Consider the following 23,677-nt stretch of genomic DNA (forward strand, 5'->3'; position numbering starts at 1 on the left):
ATGTACCGCCACCGCTTGTTACTGCTGGTTATAGCGGGCGCACTGTTACTGCTGCCCGGACTGCTGGACTGGTGGCTTTTTGAAAGCACGCACTGGCTCATGCCCTTTGTCATCTGGGGCCTGCTGATCGCCCTGGCAGCCGCCGCTGAATGGCGCCAGCGTCACCATGAATTTTGATATTTCAGCCCTGCTCCTGCTGGGGCTGGGCTACCTTTTGGCTCTGTTTGGTGCGGCCTGGTTGACCGAACGCAAGCAACTGCCCGAGCGCCTGACCCGTCACCCGGCCGTACATGTACTGGCACTGGGGGTGTTCGCCAGCGCCTGGACCTTTTACGGGATTTTCGGTCTGGCGCATGATACCGGCTACGCCTACCTCACCTCCTATCTGGGAGCCTCAGCCGCTTTCCTGCTGGCACCGGTCACGCTGATTCCGATCCTGCGCATCACTCGCCGCCACCAGCTCAGTTCACTGGCCGACCTGTTCGCTTTCCGTTTTCGCAGCGGGCGGGTCGGCACTCTGACCACACTGCTCACGCTGTTCACCAGCCTGCCGTTGATTTCGATTCAGATTCAGGCATTGGCGGATTCATTGCCCATGCTGAACAGCCAGATCTCCTCCAGCCGTGCCGCCGCCGGTTTCTGCGTCGTGATCGCCCTGTTCAGTATTCTGTTCGGTGCCCGCCATGCCTCACTGCGCAACAGCCACAACGGTCTGGTCTTCGCGATCGCACTGGCCTCACTGATCAAACTGGTGGCCCTGTTGGCGATCGCCTTTTACGCCTTCTGGTTTATCCTGGGCGGTCCCTCCGGTCTGGAACAGTGGCTCAGCGCCAACCCCGAGCACCTGACCGCCCTGCGCCAGCCGCCACAGGCCGACCACTGGCAGATCCTGCTGCTGGCCTTTTTTGCCTGTGCCTTTGTCATGCCGCACATGTTCCAGATCGCCTTTACCGAGAACCTGCCCACCGAGAGCCTCTATCGTGCCAGCTGGGGAGTGCCGCTGTTTCTGCTGGCACTGGCGCTGGCGGTGCCACCGGTGCTTTGGGCCGCGATCAAAAGCGGGGCACTGGCCAACCCCGAGTACATGGTGCTGCAGCTGGGCCAAAGCCTGCAGCAGCCCTGGCTCAGCATGCTGGCCTTTATCGGCGGACTGTCAGCCGCCAGCGGCATTATTATTGTGGCGACTGTCGCCCTGGCCTCCATGCTGCAGAACCACGTGGTACTGCCACTGATCAAGGTGCCCGACAGCGTCCGGTTTTACGCCTGGCTGCTGTGGGTTCGCCGCCTGATCATTCTGGGCCTGATGCTGGGCAGCTATCTGTTTTTCCACTTCATCGGGCACCGCTTCGCACTGAATCAGCTGGGCCTGCTGGCGTTCATCGGCTTTCTGCAGTTTCTGCCCGGCGTGCTGGCTACGCTGTACTGGCCTCGCGCCAGCCGAAACGGTTTTCTGCTGGGCCTTGCCGCCGGCTTTACCGTCTGGGCGACCGGCCTGCTGGTGCCCATGATGGGCATCGAAAGCAGCCTGCCGGCCGGTGCCCTCTCGGCAGACCAGCTAGTGGATGACAGCCACCGCTCCGCCATGCTGTCACTGGCCGCCAACGTCTTGATGCTGATCATCGGCTCGCTGCTGTTCCCCGGCAGCCGGCAGGAACGCTCGGCCGCTGATGCCTGCACCCTGAACGCCCTGCCCGGCCCCACCGGCCGCCAGTTGAAGGTTGAAAACGAAGAGGACTTCATCGCCCGCCTGAGCCCGCGACTCGGCAGCTCACCGGCTCGTCGCGAAGTACGCAGGGCCTTGCGCGAGCTCCAGCTGCCCGATGGTCAACTCAAGCCACTGGATACACTGCGCCTGCGCACCCAGCTTGAGCAGAACCTCTCCGGCCTGCTGGGTCCGGTCGAAGCGGCGGCCCTGCTGCAGCCGCTGGACGACAAGATGGATGCGGGCTTCAAGGCGCGCAACGTACACCTGCTGGAACAGCAACTGGAAACGTATGACCAGCGCCTGTCGGGTCTGGCAGCAGAGCTGGATCAGCTGCGCCGTTACCATCGTGCCACCCTGCAGCGGCTGCCACTGGGGGCCTGCACCATCGATGCCCAGAAGCGGATCCTGTTCTGGAATGCAGAGATGGAATTTTTTACCGGTCTGGCGGCAGACGAAGCACTGGACCTGAGCCTGTCCGAGCTGCCCTTCCCCTGGGACACACTGCTGGGCAGCTTTGCCGCTACCGGCGATCTGCATCAGGAAGCACGCTGCATCGAAGTACAGGGAGGGCAGCGCTGGTTCAGCCTGCACAAGGCCCCGCTGGATGATGCGCCCGAGCCCGGCATGGTGCTGCTGATCGAAGATGAAACCCAGCACCAGCAACTGGCACGCAAGCTGGCACACAGCGAGCGCCTGGCCTCAATCGGTCGTTTTGCAGCCGGGGTTGCCCACGAAATCGGCAATCCGGTCACCGGCATCGCCTGTCTGGCGCAAAACCTGAAACTGGAAACCGAACAGCCGGAAGTGCTGGATACCGGCGACCAGATCGTGGATCAGACCCGCCGTATCAATCGCATCGTGCAATCACTGGTCCGCTTTGCGCATACCGGCCGCCAGGAAGGCCCCGAACATTTTGAAGTGATCAATCTGCACGAAACGGTCGCCGAGGCCATTCATCTGGTCTCCCTCGACCGGCGCGGACGCCAGCAGCACTTCTACAATGACGTGCCTGCCAGTCTGCTGATATCGGGCGATCTTCAACTGCTGCTGCAGGTCTTCGTCAACCTGCTCAACAACGCCAGTGATGCATCGGAAGAGGCGGGCGACATACGGGTCGAGGCCCATTTACAGGAGCAAAGTGTGGAAGTCTGGATCACGGACGATGGCACCGGGATCCCGCCAGAGCTGCAAAGTCAGCTGTTCGAGCCCTTCTTTACCACCAAGGAACCGGGCAAGGGAACCGGGCTGGGTCTGCCTTTGGTCTACAACATCATTGCGCAACACTATGGTAATATCGAAATCTTGAGTCCGGCCAACAAGAAGCAGAACAAAGGCACACGGGTTGTTATCACCTTGCCCCGGCTGCAGGAGGACACCATTCCCTCGCAGCAGCCAGAGACAGATGAGGAAGGTTTGTCCGGATGAGTCGTATTCTGATTGTCGAGGATGAAAACATCATTCGCTCGGCGCTCAAGCGCCTGCTGGAAAAAAACGGTTATGACGTCAGCGATGCTGAATCGGTCGGTGACGCCACCGAGCGCTACAGCCTCGACAGTTATGACCTGATCATTTCCGATCTCCGCCTGCCCGGCGCACCGGGTACCGACCTGATCGGACTGGCAGGCCAGGTGCCGGTTCTGATCATGACCAGTTATGCCAGCCTGCGTTCAGCCGTCGATGCCATGAAACTGGGTGCCGTGGACTATATCGCCAAGCCTTTTGACCATGACGAAATGCTGAAAACGGTGTCCGCCATCCTGCAGCAAAAGCAGGAACGGGCGGATGATACTGACGCAGCGCCTGCCGCAGACAGTGGCGATAAAACCCGGATCATCGGCTCCTGCAAGGCCATGCAGGAACTTGAGCGGCGCATTCAGAAAGTGGCGCGCACCGATGCAACCGTCCTCATTCTGGGCGAGTCCGGCACCGGCAAGGAGCTGGCGGCCCGAGCCATTCACGAGCAGAGCGGTCGTGCCAGCAAGCCGATGGTCTGCGTCAACTGTGCCGCCATTCCCGAAACGCTGATTGAATCCGAACTGTTCGGCCATGAAAAGGGCGCGTTCACCGGGGCCACCAGCAGTCGCAGCGGCCTGATCGAAGCTGCCGATGGCGGCACCCTGTTCCTGGATGAGATTGGCGAGCTGCCGTTGGAGGCACAGGCTCGCCTGTTGCGCTTTCTGCAGGAAGGCGAGATTCGTCGCGTCGGAGCGGTACAGCCCTTGAAAGTGGATGTGCGCCTGATCGCCGCGACCCATCGTGACCTGAAAACACGCGCGCGCTGCGGCGAGTTCCGCGAGGACCTCTATTACCGCCTGTATGTCATGGAATTGCGCATGCCACCTTTGCGCGAGCGTGACGAAGACATTCTGGAACTGGCACGCTGCTTCCTGCGCAAGCAGGGTGAAAAGATGGCCTGCCCGGATCTGCGCTTCACCGAAGACGCCCTGGACCTGTTACGTCGCTACCCCTGGCCCGGTAATGTCCGCGAGCTGGAGAATGCGATTGAACGTGCCGTTATTCTGGCGGACGGCGACCACATAACGCCGGACCTGCTTGGCATTGAAGCAGAGCCGCGCAGCCTGTCCGACCTGGAAGCCCAGTACAGCGCCCAGCGAGAAGCGCCGCCGGCACCCGAACCGTCCCGCACGGATCTGTCACTGGATGATTACTTCCAGCGCTTTGTGCTGGAGAACCAGGACGCCATGAGTGAGACCGAGCTGGCCAAGACACTGGGCATCAGCCGTAAAAGCCTTTGGGAGCGACGCCAGAAACTGGGCATCCCGCGCAAGCCCAAGGGGTAACACCCTGTGCGCACCCCGGAGTTGTTACCTGTTACCTAACTACCCAGGACCAGCACAAAAGTCGTATATTTAGGTAACACTTAGTTGCAGCTTTAGCCCAAAAGGACTAGTCAGAAATAACAGGTCCGTTTAAAAACAATAAGTTACAAAAACTGGCACGTGCCATGCTTTATATAGATCAGAACAACAACAACGACACCCTGACATCTGGTCATCAATAAAAATAAAAATAGACCCGATTGATGAGTGACCTGCCTCGAATAAAAATAAAAATGAGGCTTAGTCGGTCGTAGAAGTGACACAACAGCGCTCCCCAATCAGTGCTCTTAGGAACAAAAACAACAAGCTAAGTTTCACGTTGTCACTTCACGACCGACACCCCCCCAATCTCTCCCGACCCAACTCTCTGAAATCCCTGCCTCATTTGAACGACCTTATGCTTGAGCATACGCAGGTGGTATGATGCGCCATCCGTGACCAGTTAATGACAGGGACACAACACTACTCATGTCGAACACCGTACTTATCGTGATCGCACTGCTGGCCCTGGCAGTGATCATCTGGCTCCTGCTACGCAAGAACACTCAGCAGACATCCGCCACCGCACAAGCGACCGAACCCTCCGCTGCTGAAGACACCGGTGAGCTGCCACTGGGCACACGTCGTGTCATTCCCGAAACCGAGCACCAGATACCGCGAAGAGACCTGGACGACAACGCCATGAAGGTGGTGTACCGCCTGGAAGATGCCGGCTACGAGGGCTACCTGGTTGGCGGCTGTATCCGTGATCTGCTCCAGGGCAAAAAGCCGAAAGACTTTGACATTGCCACCTCAGCTCACCCTGAAGAAGCCGTTGAGCTGTTCCGGCGGGGTCGGCTGATTGGCCGTCGTTTCAAACTGCTGCACGTGCGTTTTGGCCGCGACATTATCGAGGTTGCTACCTTCCGTGCCTCGCACGACCATGACAAGGCCGGCAAGGACAACGCCCGTACCGCTGATACCGGCATGATCGTGCGCGATAATGTCTACGGCACCATCGAAGAAGATGCCCTGCGCCGCGACTTTACCGTGAACGCGCTCTATTACGATGCCAAGGACCACAGCCTGATCGATTTTGCCAACGGCTATCGCGACATTCAGGCAAAGCGCCTGCGCATGATCGGCGACGCCGCAGAGCGCTACCGGGAAGATCCCGTGCGCATGCTACGAGCCGCTCGCTTTGCGGCCAAGCTGGGCTTCGAGATCGAGCAGGATACGGCACGCCCCATACATGAACTGGCACCGCTGATGCGAAATGTCTCACCGGCCCGTCTGTTTGACGAAGTATTGAAGCTGCTGCAAAGCGGCCACGGCGAAGCCTCTTTCCGCCAGCTCAAGCGCTTTGGCCTGTTCCAGTACCTGTTCCCGCTGACCGATGAAGCGCTGGATGACGACGACTATCCGGTTGAAACTCTGGTCGTGAACGCCCTGTGCAACACCGACCGTCGCCTGGCCCAGGGCAAGAGTGTTACCCCCGCCTTCCTGTTCGCAGCCCTGCTCTGGTATCCCCTGCAGCGCCGGATGGAGGCACTGGAAGCCAGCTCAGACCTGCCCCCCATTCCCCGACTGCACGAAGCGGCCAACCAGATTCTGGGGGAACAGGTCAAACACACGGCCATTCCTCGCCGTTTCTCCACACCGGTGCGGGAGATCTGGGAACTGCAACTGCGCCTGCCTCGCCGCCATGGCAAACGTGCTGACCAGTTGATGGAGCAGCCTCGCTTCCGCGCGGCCTACGACCTCTTGCTGCTGCGCGAAAACAGCGGTGAGGATCTGGGTGGACTGAGCCAGTGGTGGACCGACTATCAATCTGCCAACCCGGTCAGCCGGCGTGAAATGGCGCCGACCGAAGAGGACAAGCCCAAGCGCAAGCGTCGTCGCCGCCCACGTCGTCGCAAGTCTTCGAATTCGCCCCCTGCTCAGGGAGATTGACCGATGCGCGCCTACATCGGACTTGGCAGCAATCTGGATGACCCCCAGCAACAGGTCAGTCAGGCATTGCAGGAGCTGGACGGCATCGAGCGCACAGAGGTCTGCACGACCTCGGCACTGTACCGCTCGGACCCGGTTGGCCCTCCCGGTCAACCGGACTACGTCAACGCTGTTGCGGCGCTTGAAACAGAACTGGCACCCGAAGCACTGCTGGATGCCCTGCAGGCCATTGAGCAGGCCCACCAGCGCGTGCGCAAAATACACTGGGGCCCACGCACGCTTGATCTGGACATTCTGCTGTACGGTAATCAGGTCATCCGTACCGAGCGGCTGACCGTTCCTCATGCCTGGATGCTGGAACGCAACTTTGTACTCTGGCCACTGGCTGAAATTGCGCCCGACCTGCAACTGCCTGACGGTACCCCGCTCAGGCAGCACTTGGACCTCTGCCCTATGGGCACACTGGAAAAGATATCGCTATAATCGCGCAAGGCCGACACCGTCGGTACCTCAACGATAACAAAGAGAAGGCTATGAGTAACATCACGCTGCATACCCTGAGCGCCCGTAAACAGGCGGGTGAAAAGTTTGCCGTCCTGACCGCGTATGACGCCACCTTCGCACACCTGGTCAGCAGCGCCGACATCGAGATGATCCTCGTGGGCGACTCTCTCGGCATGGTACTGCAGGGACAGGACAGCACCCTGCCGGTCACCGTTGAAGAGATGGCATACCACACCGCCAGTGTCGCGCGCGGTAATCAGGGCGCCATGATCATGGCTGACCTGCCCTTCATGAGCTATGCCACGCCGGAACAGGCGATGGAAAGCGCCGCCGTCCTGATGCAGGCCGGCGCCCAGATCGTCAAACTGGAAGGTGGAGACTGGCTGTGCGAAAGCGTCAGCCTGCTGGCCGAACGCGGCGTACCGGTGTGTGCACACCTGGGCCTGACCCCGCAGGCGGTCAACAAGCTCGGGGGCTATCGTGTTCAGGGCCGTGATCGCCAGGGTGCCTTGAAAATGCTCGAGGACGCCAAGCGACTGGAAGAAGCCGGCGCCAGCATGCTGTTGCTGGAGTGCGTTCCCTCCCTGCTGGCCGACGAGATCACCCGCAATGTGGACATCCCGGTCATCGGTATCGGTGCCGGACCGCATACGGATGCTCAGGTACTGGTCATGCACGACATGCTGGGTATCACGCCCGGCCGCACGCCCAAGTTCGTCAAGAACTTCATGGCCGAAGCCGACAGCATCCAGGATGCCTTCCGCCAGTATGGTGAACAGGTACGTGATGGTCGTTTCCCGGCCGAAGAACACGGATTCGAATAACCATGCAGACGCTCCACAGTATTCAGGAACTGCGTGCGGCGGTCAGCCAGCACCGTGCCGCCGGCAAGCGTATCGCGCTGGTCCCCACCATGGGCAACCTGCACCGGGGCCACCTGACGCTGGTCGAGGTTGCGCTGCAGCAGGCCGACATCGTCATCACCAGTATCTTTGTGAACCCGCTGCAGTTCGGGGCCAATGAAGACCTGGACAGCTACCCCCGCACGCTGGAGGAGGATTGCCGCCAGTTGCAGGAAGCCGGCTGTCATCTGGTGTTTGCACCCTCGGTGACCGAAGTCTATCCGGAAGGTCAGACCGAACAGACGCGGGTCGAAGTCCCCGGGCTGTCTGACCTCCACTGCGGTGCCAGCCGACCGGGGCATTTTCGTGGTGTCACCACGGTCGTCTGCAAGCTGTTCAACATGGTACAGCCGGATCTGGCCGTATTCGGGTTGAAGGATTACCAGCAGATCGCGGTCATTCGCAAGATGGTGCGTGACCTGTGCATCCCGATTGAAATCGTTGGCGTTCCCACCGTTCGGGCGGAATCCGGCCTGGCCCTCAGTTCACGCAACGGCTATCTGAGCGAGGAGGAGCTGCGAATCGCGCCCCTGCTGCAGCAGACTTTGCAACAGACGGCAGCCGCCATCGAGAGCGGTGATACCGATTTTGGCCGTCTTGAGGAATCGGCTCAGGCAGCACTGGAAGCGGCCGGATTCAGGCGCGACTACTATCGCATTCTGAACCGCGAAAGCCTGCAGCCGGCTCAACCCGGAGACGAGATTGTCATTCTGGCAGCGGCACACCTGGGCCGTGCGCGTCTGATCGACAACCTCGAGGTCTAACCACGCTCCAGTCCCTGCGCTGCTCATTCGGGCAGCGCATTTGCTGCACCGCAATAATTCTCCCGCTTCGTCTACTTGACACCCTGTTCAACAATCGCGCAGACTCGAAAGACCTCAGGGCTACTGTGCAAACAGTCGCCACCTGTGCCGTGCCCTGGTGCAACACCCCGGTCACCTGGCTCCCTTAGGATGGTCACAGGATCAATAACGATATAAATGAAGAGGCACACTATTATGCGTGATGTTGTGATCGTTGCCGCTGGTCGTACGGCGGTTGGTGCGTTCAATGGCTCCCTTGCTTCTCTTACCGCCGCGTCCCTGGGCTCCACAGTACTCAAAGGCCTGATCGAGCAGACCGGACTTAACCCGGCCGAAGTCGATGAGGTTATTCTGGGTCAGGTTCTGACTGCAGGCTGTGGCCAGAATCCGGCCCGTCAGGCGATGATCCATGCGGGCATCCCGCAGGAAGTGCCTGCCATGACCATCAACAAGGTGTGCGGTTCAGGCCTCAAGGCCCTGCAGCTGGCGACCCAGGCCATTCGTTGCGGTGATGCCGACGTCATTATCGCCGGTGGCCAGGAAAGCATGTCACAGTCTCCGCACGTGCTGCCCAACTCCCGCAACGGTGCTCGCATGGGTGACTGGAAAATGGTCGACTCCATGATCACCGATGGCCTCTGGGATGCCTTCAACAACTACCATATGGGCATCACCACCGAGAACATCGTCGAGAAGTACGGTTTCAGCCGTGAAGAGCAGGACGCCTTCGCCAGCGCTTCGCAGAACAAGGCGGAAGCCGCCGTCACTTCCGGCCGCTTCAAGGATGAAATCATCCCGGTGAGCATTCCTCAGCGCAAGGGCGACCCGGTGGTATTTGACACCGACGAACAGCCACGCTTCGGCTGCACCCCTGATGCGCTGGCCAAACTGCGCCCGGCGTTCAAAAAGGACGGTACTGTTACCGCTGGTAACAGCTCCACCATCAACGACGGGGCCGCTGCCGTGATCCTCTGCTCTGCCGAGAAAGCCGAAGCGCTGGGTCTGAAGCCGCTGGCCCGCATCCGCTCCTACGCCTCTGCCGGCGTTGACCCGGCCATCATGGGGACAGGGCCTATCTGTGCCACCACCAAGGCGCTGGAAAAGGCCGACTGGAGCATCGACGATCTGGAGCTGGTTGAAGCCAACGAAGCGTTCGCCGCTCAGGCCATGTCCGTTAACAAGGACCTGGGCTGGAACACCGATATCGTCAACGTGAATGGCGGTGCCATCGCACTGGGCCACCCGATTGGCGCATCCGGCTGCCGCATTCTGGTCAGTCTGGTACACGAAATGATCAAGCGTGATGCCAAGAAGGGCCTCGCCACTCTGTGTATCGGAGGTGGCATGGGAACCGCGCTGGCGATCGAGCGCGACTAAGTCAGCCTGAGCCTGACAGCAAAACAGCCGCCCTTGGGCGGCTGTTTGCGTTTATGGCAGCAGAAGACCTCAGGCCGTGGCAATCGCCCCTTTGCCGATGCCTTCGTACGCCCGCACAATGATCCGGTCATGTGGATGCTCTGACTGAATCCGCTCGGCCAGATGCATGGCGATCTGTTCCACCGTGCTCTCGGCCTCCATCAGATAGCAGGCATGTGCCGGGAGCACCAGTTCAAATGCCCCCTGCGGCGCCGAGTAGGCATAGTGATGCTCCTCATTCGAGGACGCCTGAAGGTGGCTGCGTGTGCCGATATAGATATCCCGGAACCGTTCTGCCCAGATCCCTTCCAAGGCTTCGTCACGCTGGTCGTTGCGGTATATCTCAATGCGCGAACGGTGGCCGTGAGCGATGCGCTGGCAGTTGCCATCGTGTTGCTGAAGCCCGTGGCTATAGTGGTAAAAATGGCCATCAATGGACTCAGGCACGAATGCCAGATCAACCCCGCGCACCTGCTCGGGGAAGAGTGCCAGCAGCTGATCACGGCACCACTGCGCCAGGCCCAGCTCATCAATGCTGGCCAGCGGGACAAGGCCAATCGCCTGCTGCGGCGCACGGCAGATAAAGCGCTCCCCTTGCGGATATTGCCACTGCACCTCAAGCATGTCGGCATCCTCACTGACCTGCAGACGCTCCATCTGCGCCGGCACCATCAAACGGTGGTCCACCTGTTCATCAAGCCACTGCTTCACGCGGCGTTTGACCACACCGAAGTCGCAGATCATGCCCTGAGGGTCCAGGCTGCCGTCCAGCACCAGGTTGACGGCCCAGGACTCGCCCAGCAGCCCTCGTTCGGGATGCAGGTAAGAAAAATCCACGTGCGTCAGGTTATCGACAAAAAGCTTCACGGCCACCTCTTCATATTGTTTCGAGTGCGTATTCTAACCAATCCATGCCGGCCTTTCATGACAGCCTGTGGTCCATCCGGCAGCTACTATATACTAGACGCTTTTACCAACCTTCAGGTTCACATGCGACTCGACAAATACATTGCCAGTGTTACGGACTTCTCTCGCAAGGAGGTCAAGCGCCTGCTGCACGCGGACGAAATCAGCGTGAACGAACAGCCCGAGCGCAACCCGGCACGCAAGATTGCCAGCGACGACCGGGTCGCGCTACAGGGGATGCCACTGGAAGCCCCCCGCACCCGCTATCTTATGCTGTACAAGCCGGAAGGCGTGGTCTGCTCGACCGATGATCCGACCCATCCAACGGTACTGGCTCTGCTGGAACTCCCGCGCGTGGAGCGCCTGCATATTTGCGGGCGTCTGGACGTGGACACCACCGGCCTGGTCCTGCTGACCGACGATGGCCAGTGGGCTCATCGCGTCACCTCTCCCAACCACAAAACGGGCAAGGTCTACCATGTCACCACCGCAGACCCCATTGCACCGGACGCCGAGCGCAAGTTTGCGGAAGGGCTGATGCTGAACGGGGAAAAACAGCGCACCAAACCGGCCGAACTTGAACGTCTTTCTGATTATGAAGCGCGTGTCTGCCTGCTCGAAGGACGCTACCATCAGGTCAAGCGCATGTTTGCGGCTCTTGGCAACCGGGTGGAAGCCCTGCACCGGGAGCAGATTGGAGAGATCCAGCTCGATGAAATGCTCGAGCCGGGCGAGTATCGTGAACTGACCGAAGCGGAAGTGGCCAGCATTTGATATGGACCTGTTAAGCGGCGAACTGAATGCACGCCTTAAGGCGGCCTCGGGACCTACTCTGTGGCTGGTGGATGAAAATATCCAGTTGAGCAGCGCCCCCAATGCGGCGGTCACCGTCGTGGGCAACCGGTTCGATGTGATTGAGCGGCTCGAACAACAGGGCTGGCAGGCCCGGTTCGGTGATTTTGAGCTCAGTGACTTTGCCAATGAACAGTTTGATTGCATCCTGTACCGGGTGTCCAAGGAAAAGCCCGTGGTGCATTACCTGATTCAGGAGGCACGCCGCCTGCTTGCCCCTCAGGGGTGTCTGGTGCTGCTGGGCGACAAGGGAGAAGGCATACGCACCTATGCCCGCAAGGCTGCCAGCTGTCTGGGCGGAGAGCGGCAGGAGCAGAAACTGGGCAAGGACAGCTGGTGTGCACACATCACCCCCGGCCCTCGGGCAGGTGACTGTCCTGAGCATCAGAATTACCCTGAGCTGCGCCCTGCCTGTGAGGACGACACACGGGTGTACTGGTCCAAACCCGGCCTCTTTGGCTGGAATAAGGTCGATCGTGGCAGTGCCTTCCTGATTGAAAGACTCCCCGAGATGCTGGGCCAGTCACTGCCGCTGGCCGGGCGCATGCTCGATCTGGGCGCAGGTTTTGGCTATCTGTCACTGAACGCCGCGGGCCCCGACACCCGGCTGACCTGCACCGACAATAATGCAGCGGCCCTGCTGGCCTGCCGGTTCAACCTGCAGCAAGCCGGCCTTGAAGGCAGAGTGGTTGCCGCGGATGCCGCGGACCGAGTGGAAGGCCCCTTCGATGTTATTCTGTGCAATCCACCGTTTCACAGCGGCTTTGCTGTCGACGGAGACCTGACAGACCGTTTTCTGTCAGCCGCCGCACGACTGCTGGACCGGAACGGCACCGCCTGTTTTGTGGTCAACCAGCATATTCCCCTTGAACGCAAGGCGGCGCCGCTATTCAAGGACATACAGCTGCATGCCGATAACGGACACTTTAAACTGGTTCGGTTGCGCCAACCCATTCACCCATAGATCAAGAGAGACGCATGACTTTAGACTACCTCCGTCAGAGCCTGTTTTTCTTTCGTAATCATGCGAACAAGCTGGCATTGATCCAGGTGCCCTTTCTGGCCCTGGTCAGCATCGTGCAGTACCAGTTGCTGCAGGGTATCGATGAGGAAACCGCTCAGGTACAGCGCAGCCTCTTTCTCAGCTCCGCTCTGGACCTGGCATTGATGCCCGTCTACTGGGGCGCCACCCTGCTCTACCTTCGCTCGGTACTGGATGGGCAACCGTTTACGATCAGTCAGGCACTTATCGCGGGACTGGGTTGCTGGGGCCGACTGCTGCTGACCTATATCCTGACCGCATTGGCCATCTCCACCGGCCTGCTGCTGTTCATCGTGCCGGGGATCTATATCGGCATTCGCCTGGCCTTTGCCGAGTTCTACTGCGTTATGGAGGGCAAGGGCCCGATTGAGTCCATTGGCGCCAGCTGGGCCTCTACGCGGGAGTTCTTCTGGCCGCTGTTCCAGGGTTTGGCCCTGATTATCGGCCTGTTGCTGGCCACGGAACTGGCGCTGGGGCAGCTGCTGGCGGAGCAGCAGAACCTGATGATGCTGGTGTCGCTGGTGGTCCAGTTCCTGGGCGTGGTACCGACCATCTTTGCCTACCGCCTCTACTGCGTCATGAAAGAGGACAACAAGCCGGCCTGATATTGCACAAAAAAGCCCCTGCCGGCATTTGCCGACAGGGGCTTCGGACTACAGCGTGGCTGTCGTCAGGCGCTATCAGGAAACGGCATCATCCGCTTCCAGGTCCTTCATGGACAGCTTGATACGACCGCGTACGTCCACGTCCAGCACCTTCACCTTGATCACGTCATCCATGTTGACGTAATCGGTCACCTTGTTGACACGCTCCTTGGCGATCTGGGAGATGTGTACCAGACCATCCTTACCCGGCAGGATGTTCACGAACGCACCAAACTCTTCGATGCGCACGACCTTGCCTTCGTAGATCTTGCCGATTTCGGCTTCAGCGGTGATGGCAGTAACACGATCCAGCGCCAGCTTGCCGGCCGCCTTGTCATCCGCATAGATGCGCACGGTACCGTCATCTTCGATGTCGATCATGGCACCGGTTTCTTCGGTCAGGGCACGGATGGTCGCGCCACCTTTACCGATCAGGTCACGGATTTTCTCCGGGTTCACCTTGATCAGCGTCATGGCCGGTGCGTTATCCGGCAGTTCCGGACGTGCGTAACCGATAACCTGCGCCATCTCTTTCAGGATGTGCTTGCGTGCTTCGTGCGCCTGCTCCAGCGCGATTTCCATGATCTCTTCGGTGATACCGGTGATCTTGATATCCATCTGCAGCGCGGTAACACCTGCTTCGGTACCGGCAACCTTGAAGTCCATGTCACCCAGGTGATCTTCGTCACCCAGAATGTCGGTCAAGACGGCAAAGCGATCGTTTTCTTTCACCAGACCCATGGCGATACCGGCAACCGGCGCCTTCAGCGGTACACCCGCGTCCATCATGGCCAGGGATGCGCCACAGACGGAAGCCATGGAGCTGGAACCGTTGGATTCGGTGATCTCGGATACGATACGGATGGTGTACGGGAACTCTTCCTGATTCGGCAGCACCGCAGCCACACCACGACGCGCCAGACGGCCGTGACCAATTTCACGACGGCCGGTTGCACCCATGCGGCCCGCTTCACCGACGGAGTACGGCGGGAAGTTGTAGTGCAGCATGAACGGATCCTTGCGCTCGCCTTCCAGCGCATCGATGATCTGCTGGTCGCGGCTGGTACCCAGAGTACAGGTAGCGATGGACTGGGTTTCGCCACGGGTGAACAGGGCAGAACCGTGAACGCCTTGCAGGATATCGATCTCAACGTCGATCGGACGTACGGTCTTGTTGTCACGACCGTCGATACGCGGCTGGCCATCGATGATGCGGTTACGCACGATCTCTTTTTCCAGCGAGCTGAAGATGCCGGCCACTTCCTTATCGGACGGCTGACCTTCTTCAGAACCGGACAGGCTTTCAACAGCCTTGGCGCGCAGCTCAGCCAACGTACCCTGGCGCTGCATCTTGTCCGCAACCTGGTACGCGGCAGCAATGCCTTCACCGACCAGCTCACGCACCTGCGCAATCAGGGTTTCGTTCTTCTCGGCCGGCTGCCAGTCCCACTTGGGCTTGCCCGCTTCAGCAACGAGTTCGTTGATGGCGCTGATCGCGACCTGCATCTCCTGGTGCGCAAACAGAACCGCACCCAGCATTTCGTCTTCGGTCAGTTCCTGGGCTTCAGACTCGACCATCAGCACGGCATCGTTGGTACCGGCAACGACCATGTCCAGCTCAGACGTGGCCAGTTCCTGGAAGGTCGGGTTCAGAATGTAGCCCTGATCTTCGGTGAAACCGACACGCGCAGCGCCGATCGGGCCGAGGAACGGAATACCGGAGATGGCCAGTGCAGCAGAAGTACCGATCATCGCTGCGATATCCGGATCGTTCACCTTGTCTGCAGACATGACAGTACAGATCACCTGTACTTCGTTCATGTAGCCTTTCGGGAACAGCGGACGGATCGGACGGTCGATCAGGCGAGAAGTCAGCGTCTCTTTTTCGGACGGACGCGCTTCACGCTTGAAGAAGCCACCCGGGATACGGCCGACTGCGTAGTATTTTTCCTGGTAGTGAACAGACAGCGGGAAGAAGTCCTGGCCTTCTTTCGCTTCACGTGCACCCACAACGGTACACAGCACCTGTACACCACCCATGGTGACCATCACCGCGCCTGTTGCCTGACGGGCAACCTTGCCGGTTTCGATGGTCACTTCATGCTTGCCAAACTGGAATGTCTTGCTGATCGCTTGCACGATTGAAACTCCTTGAGTTGGATTTCACCCCTGATGCAGACCAATCATTCCTCGTTTCAAGCCGGTACTCAGTCATGCACTGTGTCAGTGGATAATTGAGTACAGGCTGGATGATTGTGTCTGTGCTTGCGGGGAGTTGAATAAAACTGAGGCCATACTGTGTATGGCCTCAGAGGGTACTGCTTAGCGACGCAGGCCGAGACGACCGATCAGGTCCAGGTAACGGTCAGCATCTTTCTTTTTCAGGTAGTCCAGCAGCTTACGACGCTGGTTTACCATGCGGATCAGACCACGACGGGAGTGGTGATCCTGCTTGTGCGATTTGAAGTGCCCCTGCAGACCTTCAATGTTCGCAGTCAGCAGCGCAACCTGCACTTCAGTAGAGCCGGTATCACCAGCGCCACGACCAAATTCAGCTACGATTTCCGCTTTTTTCTCGTTGGACAGAGCCATTGTTTCTCTCCTGGTTAATATGCACACAGTGCCGTGCACTGCGGGTTGATAGTCGCGCTGTACCGAGCATATTTTCAGTACAGCGTCAGTCAGCCCTTGGGCCGAATCATCACGCCGTGCTGACCAGCCGTTTGGCTCTCAACACGCCGTCGGCACCGATTTCACCGATGCCCATGAATGCCGTTTGACCCGACGTAAAGAGGCGGTATTCACCCGTGCTTTCGCCGGTCTGTGCCTGTTCAGGTCTAAAACGCTGCCCCTGACGCAGACGCCAGGTTTCTTCGTCGGTCAACTCAAGAGCCGGCAGCTCGGCCACCGGACTCCAAGGGGGTAATAATAACGCATCCAGCCGCTGATGTATGCTGTTTTGCACTTCATCTTCGCGCGGTTCGGCCAGCATTTGCAGCTGCTCCAGCGTCATCATCTGATCCGCATGGAAAGGCCCCGTTTGCAGCCGGCGCAGCACTTTCACATGAGCACCACAGCCCAGCAGAAGCCCCAGATCCTCAACGATACTGCGGATATAGGTGCCCTTGGAGCAAAACACCTCCAGATCCACTTCATCCTCGCGCAGCGCCAGCAGCTTGATCTCGTGGATCCGTACCCGGCGCGGCTTGACCTCTACCTCGACACCCTGACGCGCCAGCTTGTACAGCGGCTGACCGTTGAGCTTGAGCGCCGAGTAGACCGGCGGCACCTGCTCGATTTCGCCGCTGAAATGCTGCACCAGCAACGCTTCAATCCGCTCTCGACTCAGATCCGAAGGAATCGGCTTCTCTTCGGTCACCTCGCCGTCAGCATCACAGGTATCCGTACGCTGTCCCAGTCGGGCTGTTGTCAGATAGCGCTTGTCCGAATCCAGCAGGTACTGGGAGTACTTGGTGGCTTCACCGAGGCAGATCGGCAACAGGCCGGTCGCCAGCGGGTCCAGCGCTCCAGTGTGGCCAGCCTTGGCTGCACCATAGAGGCGTTTGACGCGCTGCAATGCCGCGTTGGAAGACAACCCCTGCGGTTTATCCAATAGAAAAAGGCCGCTGACAGGGCGGCCTTTCGGTTTACGGGCCATAGCGGTCAGTTCCCGTTAGTATCTTCGTCTTCATCCGTGCGCCGAGCTTCCTGCTGCCAGGCCTTTTCAATCAGGCCATGCAGGTGACGGCCACGCTCCACACTTTCATCAAAGTGGAAGCGCAGCTGCGGCATGATCCGCAGTTTGATACCGCGGGCCAGTTCGGTGCGCAGAAAACCGGACGCATTGTTCAGGATCTGAGTGGCGTTCTTGATCGCCTCTGCCTGCGCCTCGTCGGTCTGCTCACCAAAGGCCAGTACGGTGAAGTAGACATCGGCATAGCCGAGATCCTTGCTCACCTTAACGTGGCTGATGGTGACCATGCCCAGACGCGGATCCTTGATCTCGCGTTGAATGAGAGTGGCCAGATCACGCTGGATCTGGTCACCTACCCGGTCGGTTCGTTTGAAATCGCGTGCCATGCTACTCCGATTACAGCGTGCGCTGTACTTCTACGGTGTCGAACACTTCGATCTGGTCGCCGACCTTCACGTCGTTGTAGTTCTTCACACCGATACCACATTCCATACCCTGACGGACTTCGGAAACGGCATCCTTGAAGCGACGCAGCGATTCCAGCTCGCCTTCATAGATCACCACGTTGTCACGCAGTACGCGGATACGCTTGTTACGGTAGACAGTCCCTTCGGTGACCATACAACCCGCAATGGCGCCCAGCTTCGGTGAGCGGAACACATCACGTACTTCAGCGATACCCACGATGTCTTCACGGTATTCCGGAGCCAGCAGACCTGTCATGGCCTGTTTCACGTCATCAATGATGTCATAGATGACACTGTAGTAGCGCAGCTCCAGCTCTTCACGCTCGACAATCGCCTTCGCCTGGTTGTCGGCACGGACGTTGAAGCCGATCAGGATCGCTGAAGAGGCCAGCGCCAGGTTGGCATCGGTTTCAGCGATACCGCCGACACCGCTGGATACGATGTTCACCTTCACTTCGTCGGTGGACAGGTCTTCCAGCGACTGGATGATCGCTTCCAGAGAACCGCGAACGTCAGCTTTCAGCACGATGTTCAGAGATTTCACATCGCCGGCCTGCATGTTCTCGAACAGGTTCTCCAGCTTGGCCTTCTGCTGACGGGCCAGCTTGACTTCACGGTATTTGCCCTGACGGAAGAGCGCCACTTCACGGGCTTTCTTCTCGCTGGACACAACGGTGAATTCGTCACCGGCATCCGGCGTACCATCCAGACCCAGAATCTCGACCGGAATGGCCGGACCAGCCGCTTCGATCGGCTTGCCGTTCTCATCCAGCATCGCACGTACGCGGCCGTAATGCAGGCCGGCCAGTACGATGTCACCCTTGTTGAGGGTACCGTTCTGAATCAGCAGGGTGGATACGGAACCGCGACCCTTGTCGACACGGGACTCAACCACCACACCCTGTGCCGGCGCTTCACGTACTGCCGTGAGCTCCAGTACCTCGGACTGCAGCAGAATCGCTTCCAGCAGTTCGTCGATGCCTTCACCGCTCTTGGCTGAAACGTGCGTAAACTGAACGTCGCCACCCCAGTCTTCCGGAATAACGTCACGCTGAGCCAGCTCGTTCTTGACGCGATCCGGGTCGGCTTCTTCCTTATCGATCTTGTTGACCGCGACCACCAGCGGAACACCGGCCGCCTTGGCGTGCTGTACGGCTTCTTCGGTCTGCGGCATCACACCGTCATCCGCTGCAACCACCAGCACCACAATATCGGTCAGCTTGGCACCACGTGCACGCATGGCGGTAAAGGCCGCGTGCCCCGGTGTATCCAGGAAAGTCACCATGCCGTTATCGGTTTCTACGTGGTAGGCACCGATGTGCTGGGTGATGCCACCCGCCTCACCGGTTGCAACCTTGGTGCGACGAATGTAGTCCAGCAGGGAAGTCTTACCGTGGTCAACGTGACCCATCACGGTTACGACCGGTGCACGGTGTTCCTGCTCACCCTGAACCGCTGCAACGCTTTCGAGCAGTTCGTCCTCGATCGCGTTCTCCTGCATCGGCTTGGCCTTGTGGCCCATCTCTTCCACTACCAGTACGGCCGTATCCTGGTCCAGTACCTGGTTGATGGTCGCCATGGCACCCATCTTGAACATGGCCTTGATGACCTCGGCGGCCTTCACGGACATCTTCTTGGCCAGGTCAGCAACGGTGATGCTTTCCGGAACACTGACTTCATGTACAACCGGTGCGGTCGGCTTCTCGAAACCGTGCTGGTTCGGAGCATTACGACCACCACGACCACCACGGGCACCGGCGCGCTTGCTCAGTTTGCCGCGACGCCCACCGGCATCACGCTCCTGGTCACGACCACCCTTGCCTTTCTTGCCCTTGCCACGCGCCGGACGCTCATCGTCCTGGTCCTTGCGGCGGCGATCCTTGTCCTTGTTCTTGCGACGCGGATTTTCAGATTCAGGCTCGGCAGGTGCCGGTGCCGGCTCAGGCTGAGCCGGTGCGGCCGGGGCAGGCGCTTCTGCGGCTGCCGGCTTTTCGGCTTCCGCCGGCTTGCTGGCGGCAGGCTTGGTTTCAGCCGGTGCTTCTGCAACAGGTGCTTCCGTTGCCTTCTCGACCTTGGCCGGTTCCGGCTTGGAGGTTTCTTCAACCTGCGGTGCTTCTTCCGCCTGAGCCGGCTTGCTCTCTTCTTCCAGTGTCGAGCGTTTCACGTAGGTACGCTTCTTGCGCACTTCAACGCTGACGGTCTTGCGCTGACCGGAGGCACCCGCGATCTTCAGCTGGGAGCGGGTCTTGCGCTTCAACGTAATCTTGCTGGGTTCAGCCGTATCGGCCTTTTCGCCATGGCTGCGCTTGAGGTGGCTGAGCAGGGACAGACGCTCCTCCTCAGACACCATGGAATCAATTTTCTTGCCTTTGATGCCGGCTTCCTGCATTTGCGTCAGCAGACGCTCAGCGGATACACCAACCACATCGGCAAGTTGCTTAACGGTTACTTCTGCCATAAATGTGTTCTCCTCTTCCGCTGGCGTTTACTGCTCTTCTGCGAACCAGGGCGCACGAGCGGTCATAATCAGCTCGGCTGCCTTCTCTTCGGTCAACCCTTCAACCTCCAGCAGGTCTTCAACAGACTGCTCCGCAAGGTCTTCCATGGTGACAATACCGCGTGCCGCGAACTGGAACGCCAGCGCGCGCTCCATGCCATCCATATTCAGCAGGTCTTCCGCCGGTTCAGCATCACCCAGTTGCTCTTCACTGGCGATCGCCAGGTTGATCAGAGCATCTTTGGCGCGTGCACGAAGGGCTTCGATCAGCTCTTCGTCAAAACCATCAATATCGAGCATTTCCTCAGCCGGAACATAGGCCACCTCTTCAACAGTGGTGAAGCCTTCTCCGACCAGGATTTCAGCCAGCTCTTCGTCTACATCCAGGTGCTTAACGAACATCTCGACAACCACACCCACTTCAGAGCGCTGTTTGTCGGCGGCTTCTTCTTCGGACATGACGTTCAGGTCCCATCCGGTCAATTCGCTGGCCAGACGCACGTTCTGACCGCTGCGGCCGATCGCCATCGCCAGCGCGTCTTCTGCAACGGCCACGTCCATGGAGTGGCTTTCTTCGTCAATGACGATAGAGGCCACTTCAGCAGGTGCCATTGCGTTGATAACCAGCTGCGCCGGGTTGTCATCCCACAGGATGATGTCGACACGCTCGCCACCCAGCTCGTTGGATACCGCCTGAACACGTGCACCACGCATACCGACACAGGCACCCACGGGATCGATGCGGCCATCGTTGGTTTTCACCGCAATCTTGGCACGGGCACCCGGGTCACGGGCTGCCGCACGGATCTCGATCACTTCTTCCGCAATCTCGGGTACTTCAATACTGAACAGTTCGATCAGCATGGCGTTGGAGGTACGGCTCAGGATCAGCTGAGGACCACGTCCTTCACTGCGCACTTCTTCCAGCACCGCGCGTACTCGATCGCCCATGCGGAAGCTTTCGCGCGGAATCAGGTGTTCACGTGGCAGCAGCGCTTCCGCGTTGTTACCCAGATCGACAATAATGTTGTCGCGTGTCACCTTCTTGACGGTGCCGGCAACCAGCTCGCCCTTGCGGTCGCTGTACTGCTCAACCACTTTTGCACGCTCGGCCTCACGCACCTTCTGCACGATCACCTGTTTGGCGGTTTGGGCAGCGATACGGCCAAAGGCCACAGACTCGACTTTCTCTTCGTAGGTATCGCCCGGCTGCAGCTTCGGGTCGATCTCAACAGCTTCTTCAAGCGTCAGTTCGGTCCCCAGGGCCGGCACTGCGTCATTGCTGACCACCAGCCAACGACGCCAGGTTTCATAGTCACCGGTCGCACGGTCAATCTCGACACGGATATCTGCTTCTTCGTCATAGCGTTTCTTGGTCGCAGTCGCCAAAGCCACTTCGATCGCTTCGAAAATAACGCCCTTGGGCACGTCCTTTTCGTTAGAAACAGCTTCTGCAACCAGTAGAATCTCTTTATTCATATGACTGCCTCGCCAAACCTCAAACCGGTGTTAAAACTGGGGAATCACATTGGCACGATCGATATAGTCAATCGGCAACAGATACTCTTCATCATCGACAACCAGCAGAACTTCGTCACCCTCGACGCCATTCAGCAGGCCCTTGAACTTGCGGCGGCCTTCAAAAGGCACGCGTAAACGCAGCTGCACCTGATGGCCCGCATAGGCCTCAAACTGCTGCAGGGTAAAAAGGGGACGATCCACGCCGGGCGATGACACTTCCAGCGTGTATTGCTCCTGAATCGGGTCTTCCACATCCAGCACACCGCTTACCTGGTGGCTGACGCGTGCGCAATCATCGACCGTCACACCCTCGGGCCCATCGATGAAGATGCGAAGGGTGCTGTGACGCCCGGCGGAGTTGAACTCCAGCCCCCAGAGTTCGAGCTCAAGGGCGCTGATGGCCGGCTCGATCAATTCCTTAAGAGCATTTAATTTGGCTGACACTGACGAAGACCTCGTTGTGGCGTTGACCGAAACAAAAAATGGGTCACTAAGGACCCATTTCTGACGCGGCACTCGATGCCATTGTTTACCTACGAAAAAGCCCCTTGATAGGGGCTTTTTCGTAAAAAGTGGTAGCGGGGGCTGGATTTGAACCAACGACCTTCGGGTTATGAGCCCGACGAGCTACCAGACTGCTCCACCCCGCATCAGAAACAGGTGCATATTATACACATCACCTGATCAACTTACAAATGGTGCCGAAGGCCGGACTCGAACCGGCACGAGCTAGGCTCACCACCCCCTCAAGATGGCGTGTCTACCAATTCCACCACTTCGGCGTATTCTTTACTCAGCAACCGGGATATCAGAAGCTGCCTTGTCGCCTGCCTGCTGAGTTTCCAGCGCCGGCAGTTCGTTCTCGTCAACCGGCTGAGCCGCTGACTCAATCACTTCAGCAGAAGGGATGCCAGCACCTGTGACATTTTCCGCTTTCTGCTTGGCGAAAACCGCCAGTGCAAAACTGGTCGCAAAGATACCCGCAGCGACCACTGCAGTCAAACGTCCAAGAAAACTTTTTGAACCCTGGCTGCCAAAAACCGTTTGCGATGCACCACCGCCGAAAGCCGCACCGGCTTCCGCACCCTTGCCCTGCTGCAGCAACACCAATGCAATGATGGCGACCGCAAGCAACACATGGATAATCAGGACAACGCTTTCCATATTAATACCGTCTTAGCTTTCGACTGCCGCCGCACGGCAGATCGCGAGAAAATCGTCAACCTTCAGGGATGCCCCACCAATGAGGCCTCCATCGATATCAGGCTGTGCAAAAAGTGAATCCGCGTTGGCCGCGTTGACGCTGCCGCCGTAAAGGATACGCACTTTATCACCCAGATCAACCTGGCACTCGTTCAATGCCTGACGCAGCACCTGATGAACTTCCTGGGCCTGATCAGGCGTTGCTGTCAGCCCGGTACCTATGGCCCAAACCGGCTCATACGCAACTACGATGCTCGCCAGCTGATCACCTTCAAGCTGGGCCAGAGCCGCTTCAAGCTGACTCCTGACACGTGCAAGTGCCTGACCTGCTTCCCGCTCCTCCAGTGTCTCGCCAACACAGATAACCGGAACGATTCCCGATTCGACCGCCTTGGCCACCTTGAGTGCCACATCCTGATCGGACTCGCCATACAGCGAACGTCGCTCGGAGTGACCTGCAATGACCCATTCACAGCCAAAATCGGTGAGCATCTCTGCACTCACCTCTCCCGTAAAGGCACCGGATGCTTGAGTGGCAATATTCTGCGCACCCACGCCAATGGAGCTCTTCTGCAGCAGCGAGGCAGCCTGCGCAATGTATACACTGGGCGGACACACAGCTACTTCAACATCGTCTGAAAGGCATTCGGCGCCGGATGACAGACCGTTCAGCAGCGCCTCATTGGCGGCCAAGCGACCGTTCATCTTCCAGTTCCCGATAACCAGTGCCTTACGCATCGATATCCCCT

General features: G+C 58.9%; 21 protein-coding genes and 2 tRNA genes. 11 read left to right on the plus strand and 12 right to left on the minus strand.

All coding sequences use genetic code 11. From position 1 onward, the window contains the following. From H9C73_RS13530 to H9C73_RS13565, 8 genes are all read left to right on the plus strand, one after another. A complete protein-coding gene (locus H9C73_RS13530) occupies positions 1-177 on the plus strand; it encodes a hypothetical protein (protein ID WP_209288436.1) in 177 nt (58 codons plus the stop codon). After that, positions 167-3,130, plus strand: coding sequence for an ATP-binding protein (locus H9C73_RS13535; protein WP_209288437.1), 2,964 nt, complete (start codon positions 167-169; stop codon positions 3,128-3,130). The genes H9C73_RS13530 and H9C73_RS13535 overlap by 11 nt, the downstream gene beginning before the upstream one ends. Next, positions 3,127-4,506 carry a sigma-54-dependent transcriptional regulator gene (locus H9C73_RS13540; protein ID WP_209288438.1) on the plus strand — a complete coding sequence of 460 codons (1,380 nt, stop codon included), beginning with the start codon at positions 3,127-3,129 and terminating at the stop codon, positions 4,504-4,506. Before H9C73_RS13535 ends, H9C73_RS13540 begins: the two co-directional genes overlap by 4 nt. A 507-nt stretch (positions 4,507-5,013) precedes the next feature. Then, the gene (gene pcnB, locus H9C73_RS13545) at positions 5,014-6,477 is read left to right on the plus strand and encodes a polynucleotide adenylyltransferase PcnB (RefSeq protein WP_209288439.1); all 1,464 of its coding nucleotides are present in this window, start codon (positions 5,014-5,016) and stop codon (positions 6,475-6,477) included. Between the two features lie 3 nt (positions 6,478-6,480). Beyond that, a complete protein-coding gene (gene folK, locus H9C73_RS13550; RefSeq protein ID WP_209288440.1) occupies positions 6,481-6,960 on the plus strand; it encodes a 2-amino-4-hydroxy-6-hydroxymethyldihydropteridine diphosphokinase in 480 nt (159 codons plus the stop codon). 50 nt (positions 6,961-7,010) lie between these two features. Then, complete coding sequence (gene panB / locus H9C73_RS13555; protein ID WP_209288441.1) at positions 7,011-7,805, plus strand: 3-methyl-2-oxobutanoate hydroxymethyltransferase; 795 nt, start codon at positions 7,011-7,013, stop codon at positions 7,803-7,805. 2 nt (positions 7,806-7,807) lie between these two features. Beyond that, positions 7,808-8,647, plus strand: coding sequence for a pantoate--beta-alanine ligase (gene panC, locus H9C73_RS13560; protein ID WP_209288442.1), 840 nt, complete (start codon positions 7,808-7,810; stop codon positions 8,645-8,647). Positions 8,648-8,881: 234 nt separating this feature from the next. Continuing rightward, positions 8,882-10,063 carry an acetyl-CoA C-acetyltransferase gene (locus tag H9C73_RS13565; RefSeq protein ID WP_209288443.1) on the plus strand — a complete coding sequence of 394 codons (1,182 nt, stop codon included), beginning with the start codon at positions 8,882-8,884 and terminating at the stop codon, positions 10,061-10,063. A 69-nt stretch (positions 10,064-10,132) separates the two neighbouring features. On the opposite strand, the gene H9C73_RS13570 is transcribed toward H9C73_RS13565, so the two are convergent. Then, positions 10,133-10,969: a 6-carboxytetrahydropterin synthase gene (locus H9C73_RS13570; protein WP_209288444.1), complete on the minus strand. Its 837-nt coding sequence runs from the start codon at positions 10,967-10,969 to the stop codon at positions 10,133-10,135. Positions 10,970-11,092: 123 nt separating this feature from the next. Between H9C73_RS13570 and rsuA the strand changes: the two genes are divergently transcribed. From rsuA to H9C73_RS13585, 3 genes are read left to right on the plus strand one after another with little or no spacing between them, the layout of a single operon-like run. Continuing rightward, positions 11,093-11,782 carry a 16S rRNA pseudouridine(516) synthase RsuA gene (rsuA, locus tag H9C73_RS13575; protein WP_209288445.1) on the plus strand — a complete coding sequence of 230 codons (690 nt, stop codon included), beginning with the start codon at positions 11,093-11,095 and terminating at the stop codon, positions 11,780-11,782. A gap of 1 nt (position 11,783) precedes the next feature. Next, the gene (locus tag H9C73_RS13580; protein ID WP_209288446.1) at positions 11,784-12,824 is read left to right on the plus strand and encodes a methyltransferase; all 1,041 of its coding nucleotides are present in this window, start codon (positions 11,784-11,786) and stop codon (positions 12,822-12,824) included. Between the two features lie 14 nt (positions 12,825-12,838). Further along, complete coding sequence (locus H9C73_RS13585; RefSeq protein WP_209288447.1) at positions 12,839-13,507, plus strand: hypothetical protein; 669 nt, start codon at positions 12,839-12,841, stop codon at positions 13,505-13,507. Between the two features lie 75 nt (positions 13,508-13,582). Here the strand turns inward: H9C73_RS13585 and pnp are convergent, their stop codons facing one another. The 11 genes from pnp to tpiA form a co-directional block, all read right to left on the minus strand. Then, complete coding sequence (gene pnp / locus H9C73_RS13590) at positions 13,583-15,685, minus strand: polyribonucleotide nucleotidyltransferase (protein WP_209288448.1); 2,103 nt, start codon at positions 15,683-15,685, stop codon at positions 13,583-13,585. Positions 15,686-15,868: 183 nt separating this feature from the next. Continuing rightward, positions 15,869-16,138: a 30S ribosomal protein S15 gene (rpsO, locus tag H9C73_RS13595; RefSeq protein WP_209288449.1), complete on the minus strand. Its 270-nt coding sequence runs from the start codon at positions 16,136-16,138 to the stop codon at positions 15,869-15,871. Positions 16,139-16,247: 109 nt separating this feature from the next. Further along, the gene (gene truB / locus H9C73_RS13600; protein WP_209288450.1) at positions 16,248-17,204 is read right to left on the minus strand and encodes a tRNA pseudouridine(55) synthase TruB; all 957 of its coding nucleotides are present in this window, start codon (positions 17,202-17,204) and stop codon (positions 16,248-16,250) included. 5 nt (positions 17,205-17,209) lie between these two features. After that, positions 17,210-17,626, minus strand: a complete 417-nt coding sequence (gene rbfA, locus H9C73_RS13605; protein WP_209288451.1) for a 30S ribosome-binding factor RbfA — start codon at positions 17,624-17,626, stop codon at positions 17,210-17,212. A 10-nt stretch (positions 17,627-17,636) separates the two neighbouring features. After that, the gene (infB, locus tag H9C73_RS13610; protein ID WP_209288452.1) at positions 17,637-20,165 is read right to left on the minus strand and encodes a translation initiation factor IF-2; all 2,529 of its coding nucleotides are present in this window, start codon (positions 20,163-20,165) and stop codon (positions 17,637-17,639) included. A gap of 27 nt (positions 20,166-20,192) precedes the next feature. Further along, positions 20,193-21,683: a transcription termination factor NusA gene (nusA, locus tag H9C73_RS13615; protein WP_209288453.1), complete on the minus strand. Its 1,491-nt coding sequence runs from the start codon at positions 21,681-21,683 to the stop codon at positions 20,193-20,195. 30 nt (positions 21,684-21,713) lie between these two features. After that, positions 21,714-22,169 (minus strand): ribosome maturation factor RimP, encoded by a 456-nt coding sequence (rimP, locus tag H9C73_RS13620; RefSeq protein ID WP_209288454.1) that lies wholly within the window; start codon positions 22,167-22,169, stop codon positions 21,714-21,716. 129 nt (positions 22,170-22,298) lie between these two features. Beyond that, positions 22,299-22,375: transfer RNA gene (locus H9C73_RS13625), tRNA-Met, on the minus strand. A 46-nt stretch (positions 22,376-22,421) separates the two neighbouring features. Further along, positions 22,422-22,507: transfer RNA gene (locus tag H9C73_RS13630), tRNA-Leu, on the minus strand. Between the two features lie 7 nt (positions 22,508-22,514). Next, entirely contained in the window at positions 22,515-22,889 is a 375-nt protein-coding gene (gene secG, locus H9C73_RS13635; RefSeq protein WP_209288455.1) for a preprotein translocase subunit SecG, read from the minus strand. A gap of 12 nt (positions 22,890-22,901) precedes the next feature. Further along, on the minus strand, positions 22,902-23,666 hold the full coding sequence (gene tpiA / locus H9C73_RS13640) for a triose-phosphate isomerase (RefSeq protein ID WP_209288456.1): 765 nt from the start codon (positions 23,664-23,666) through the stop codon (positions 22,902-22,904). Positions 23,667-23,677 lie beyond the last annotated feature (11 nt).

It is taken from the genome of Marinobacterium alkalitolerans, assembly GCF_017776525.1.
Classification (GTDB): Bacteria; Pseudomonadota; Gammaproteobacteria; order Pseudomonadales; family Balneatricaceae; genus Marinobacterium; species Marinobacterium alkalitolerans.

Coding starts and splice junctions, on each gene's coding strand:
- pcnB (WP_209288439.1), top strand. CDS start 5,014: ATGTCGAACACCGTACTTATCGTGATCGCACTGCTGGCCCTGGCAGTG.
- panC (WP_209288442.1), top strand. CDS start 7,808: ATGCAGACGCTCCACAGTATTCAGGAACTGCGTGCGGCGGTCAGCCAG.
- H9C73_RS13565 (WP_209288443.1), top strand. CDS start 8,882: ATGCGTGATGTTGTGATCGTTGCCGCTGGTCGTACGGCGGTTGGTGCG.
- H9C73_RS13580 (WP_209288446.1), top strand. CDS start 11,784: ATGGACCTGTTAAGCGGCGAACTGAATGCACGCCTTAAGGCGGCCTCG.
- rpsO (WP_209288449.1), bottom strand. CDS start 16,138: ATGGCTCTGTCCAACGAGAAAAAAGCGGAAATCGTAGCTGAATTTGGT.
- H9C73_RS13585 (WP_209288447.1), top strand. CDS start 12,839: ATGACTTTAGACTACCTCCGTCAGAGCCTGTTTTTCTTTCGTAATCAT.
- panB (WP_209288441.1), top strand. CDS start 7,011: ATGAGTAACATCACGCTGCATACCCTGAGCGCCCGTAAACAGGCGGGT.
- rsuA (WP_209288445.1), top strand. CDS start 11,093: ATGCGACTCGACAAATACATTGCCAGTGTTACGGACTTCTCTCGCAAG.
- infB (WP_209288452.1), bottom strand. CDS start 20,165: ATGGCAGAAGTAACCGTTAAGCAACTTGCCGATGTGGTTGGTGTATCC.
- H9C73_RS13540 (WP_209288438.1), top strand. CDS start 3,127: ATGAGTCGTATTCTGATTGTCGAGGATGAAAACATCATTCGCTCGGCG.
- H9C73_RS13535 (WP_209288437.1), top strand. CDS start 167: ATGAATTTTGATATTTCAGCCCTGCTCCTGCTGGGGCTGGGCTACCTT.
- folK (WP_209288440.1), top strand. CDS start 6,481: ATGCGCGCCTACATCGGACTTGGCAGCAATCTGGATGACCCCCAGCAA.
- secG (WP_209288455.1), bottom strand. CDS start 22,889: ATGGAAAGCGTTGTCCTGATTATCCATGTGTTGCTTGCGGTCGCCATC.
- H9C73_RS13530 (WP_209288436.1), top strand. CDS start 1: ATGTACCGCCACCGCTTGTTACTGCTGGTTATAGCGGGCGCACTGTTA.
- tpiA (WP_209288456.1), bottom strand. CDS start 23,666: ATGCGTAAGGCACTGGTTATCGGGAACTGGAAGATGAACGGTCGCTTG.
- truB (WP_209288450.1), bottom strand. CDS start 17,204: ATGGCCCGTAAACCGAAAGGCCGCCCTGTCAGCGGCCTTTTTCTATTG.
- rbfA (WP_209288451.1), bottom strand. CDS start 17,626: ATGGCACGCGATTTCAAACGAACCGACCGGGTAGGTGACCAGATCCAG.
- nusA (WP_209288453.1), bottom strand. CDS start 21,683: ATGAATAAAGAGATTCTACTGGTTGCAGAAGCTGTTTCTAACGAAAAG.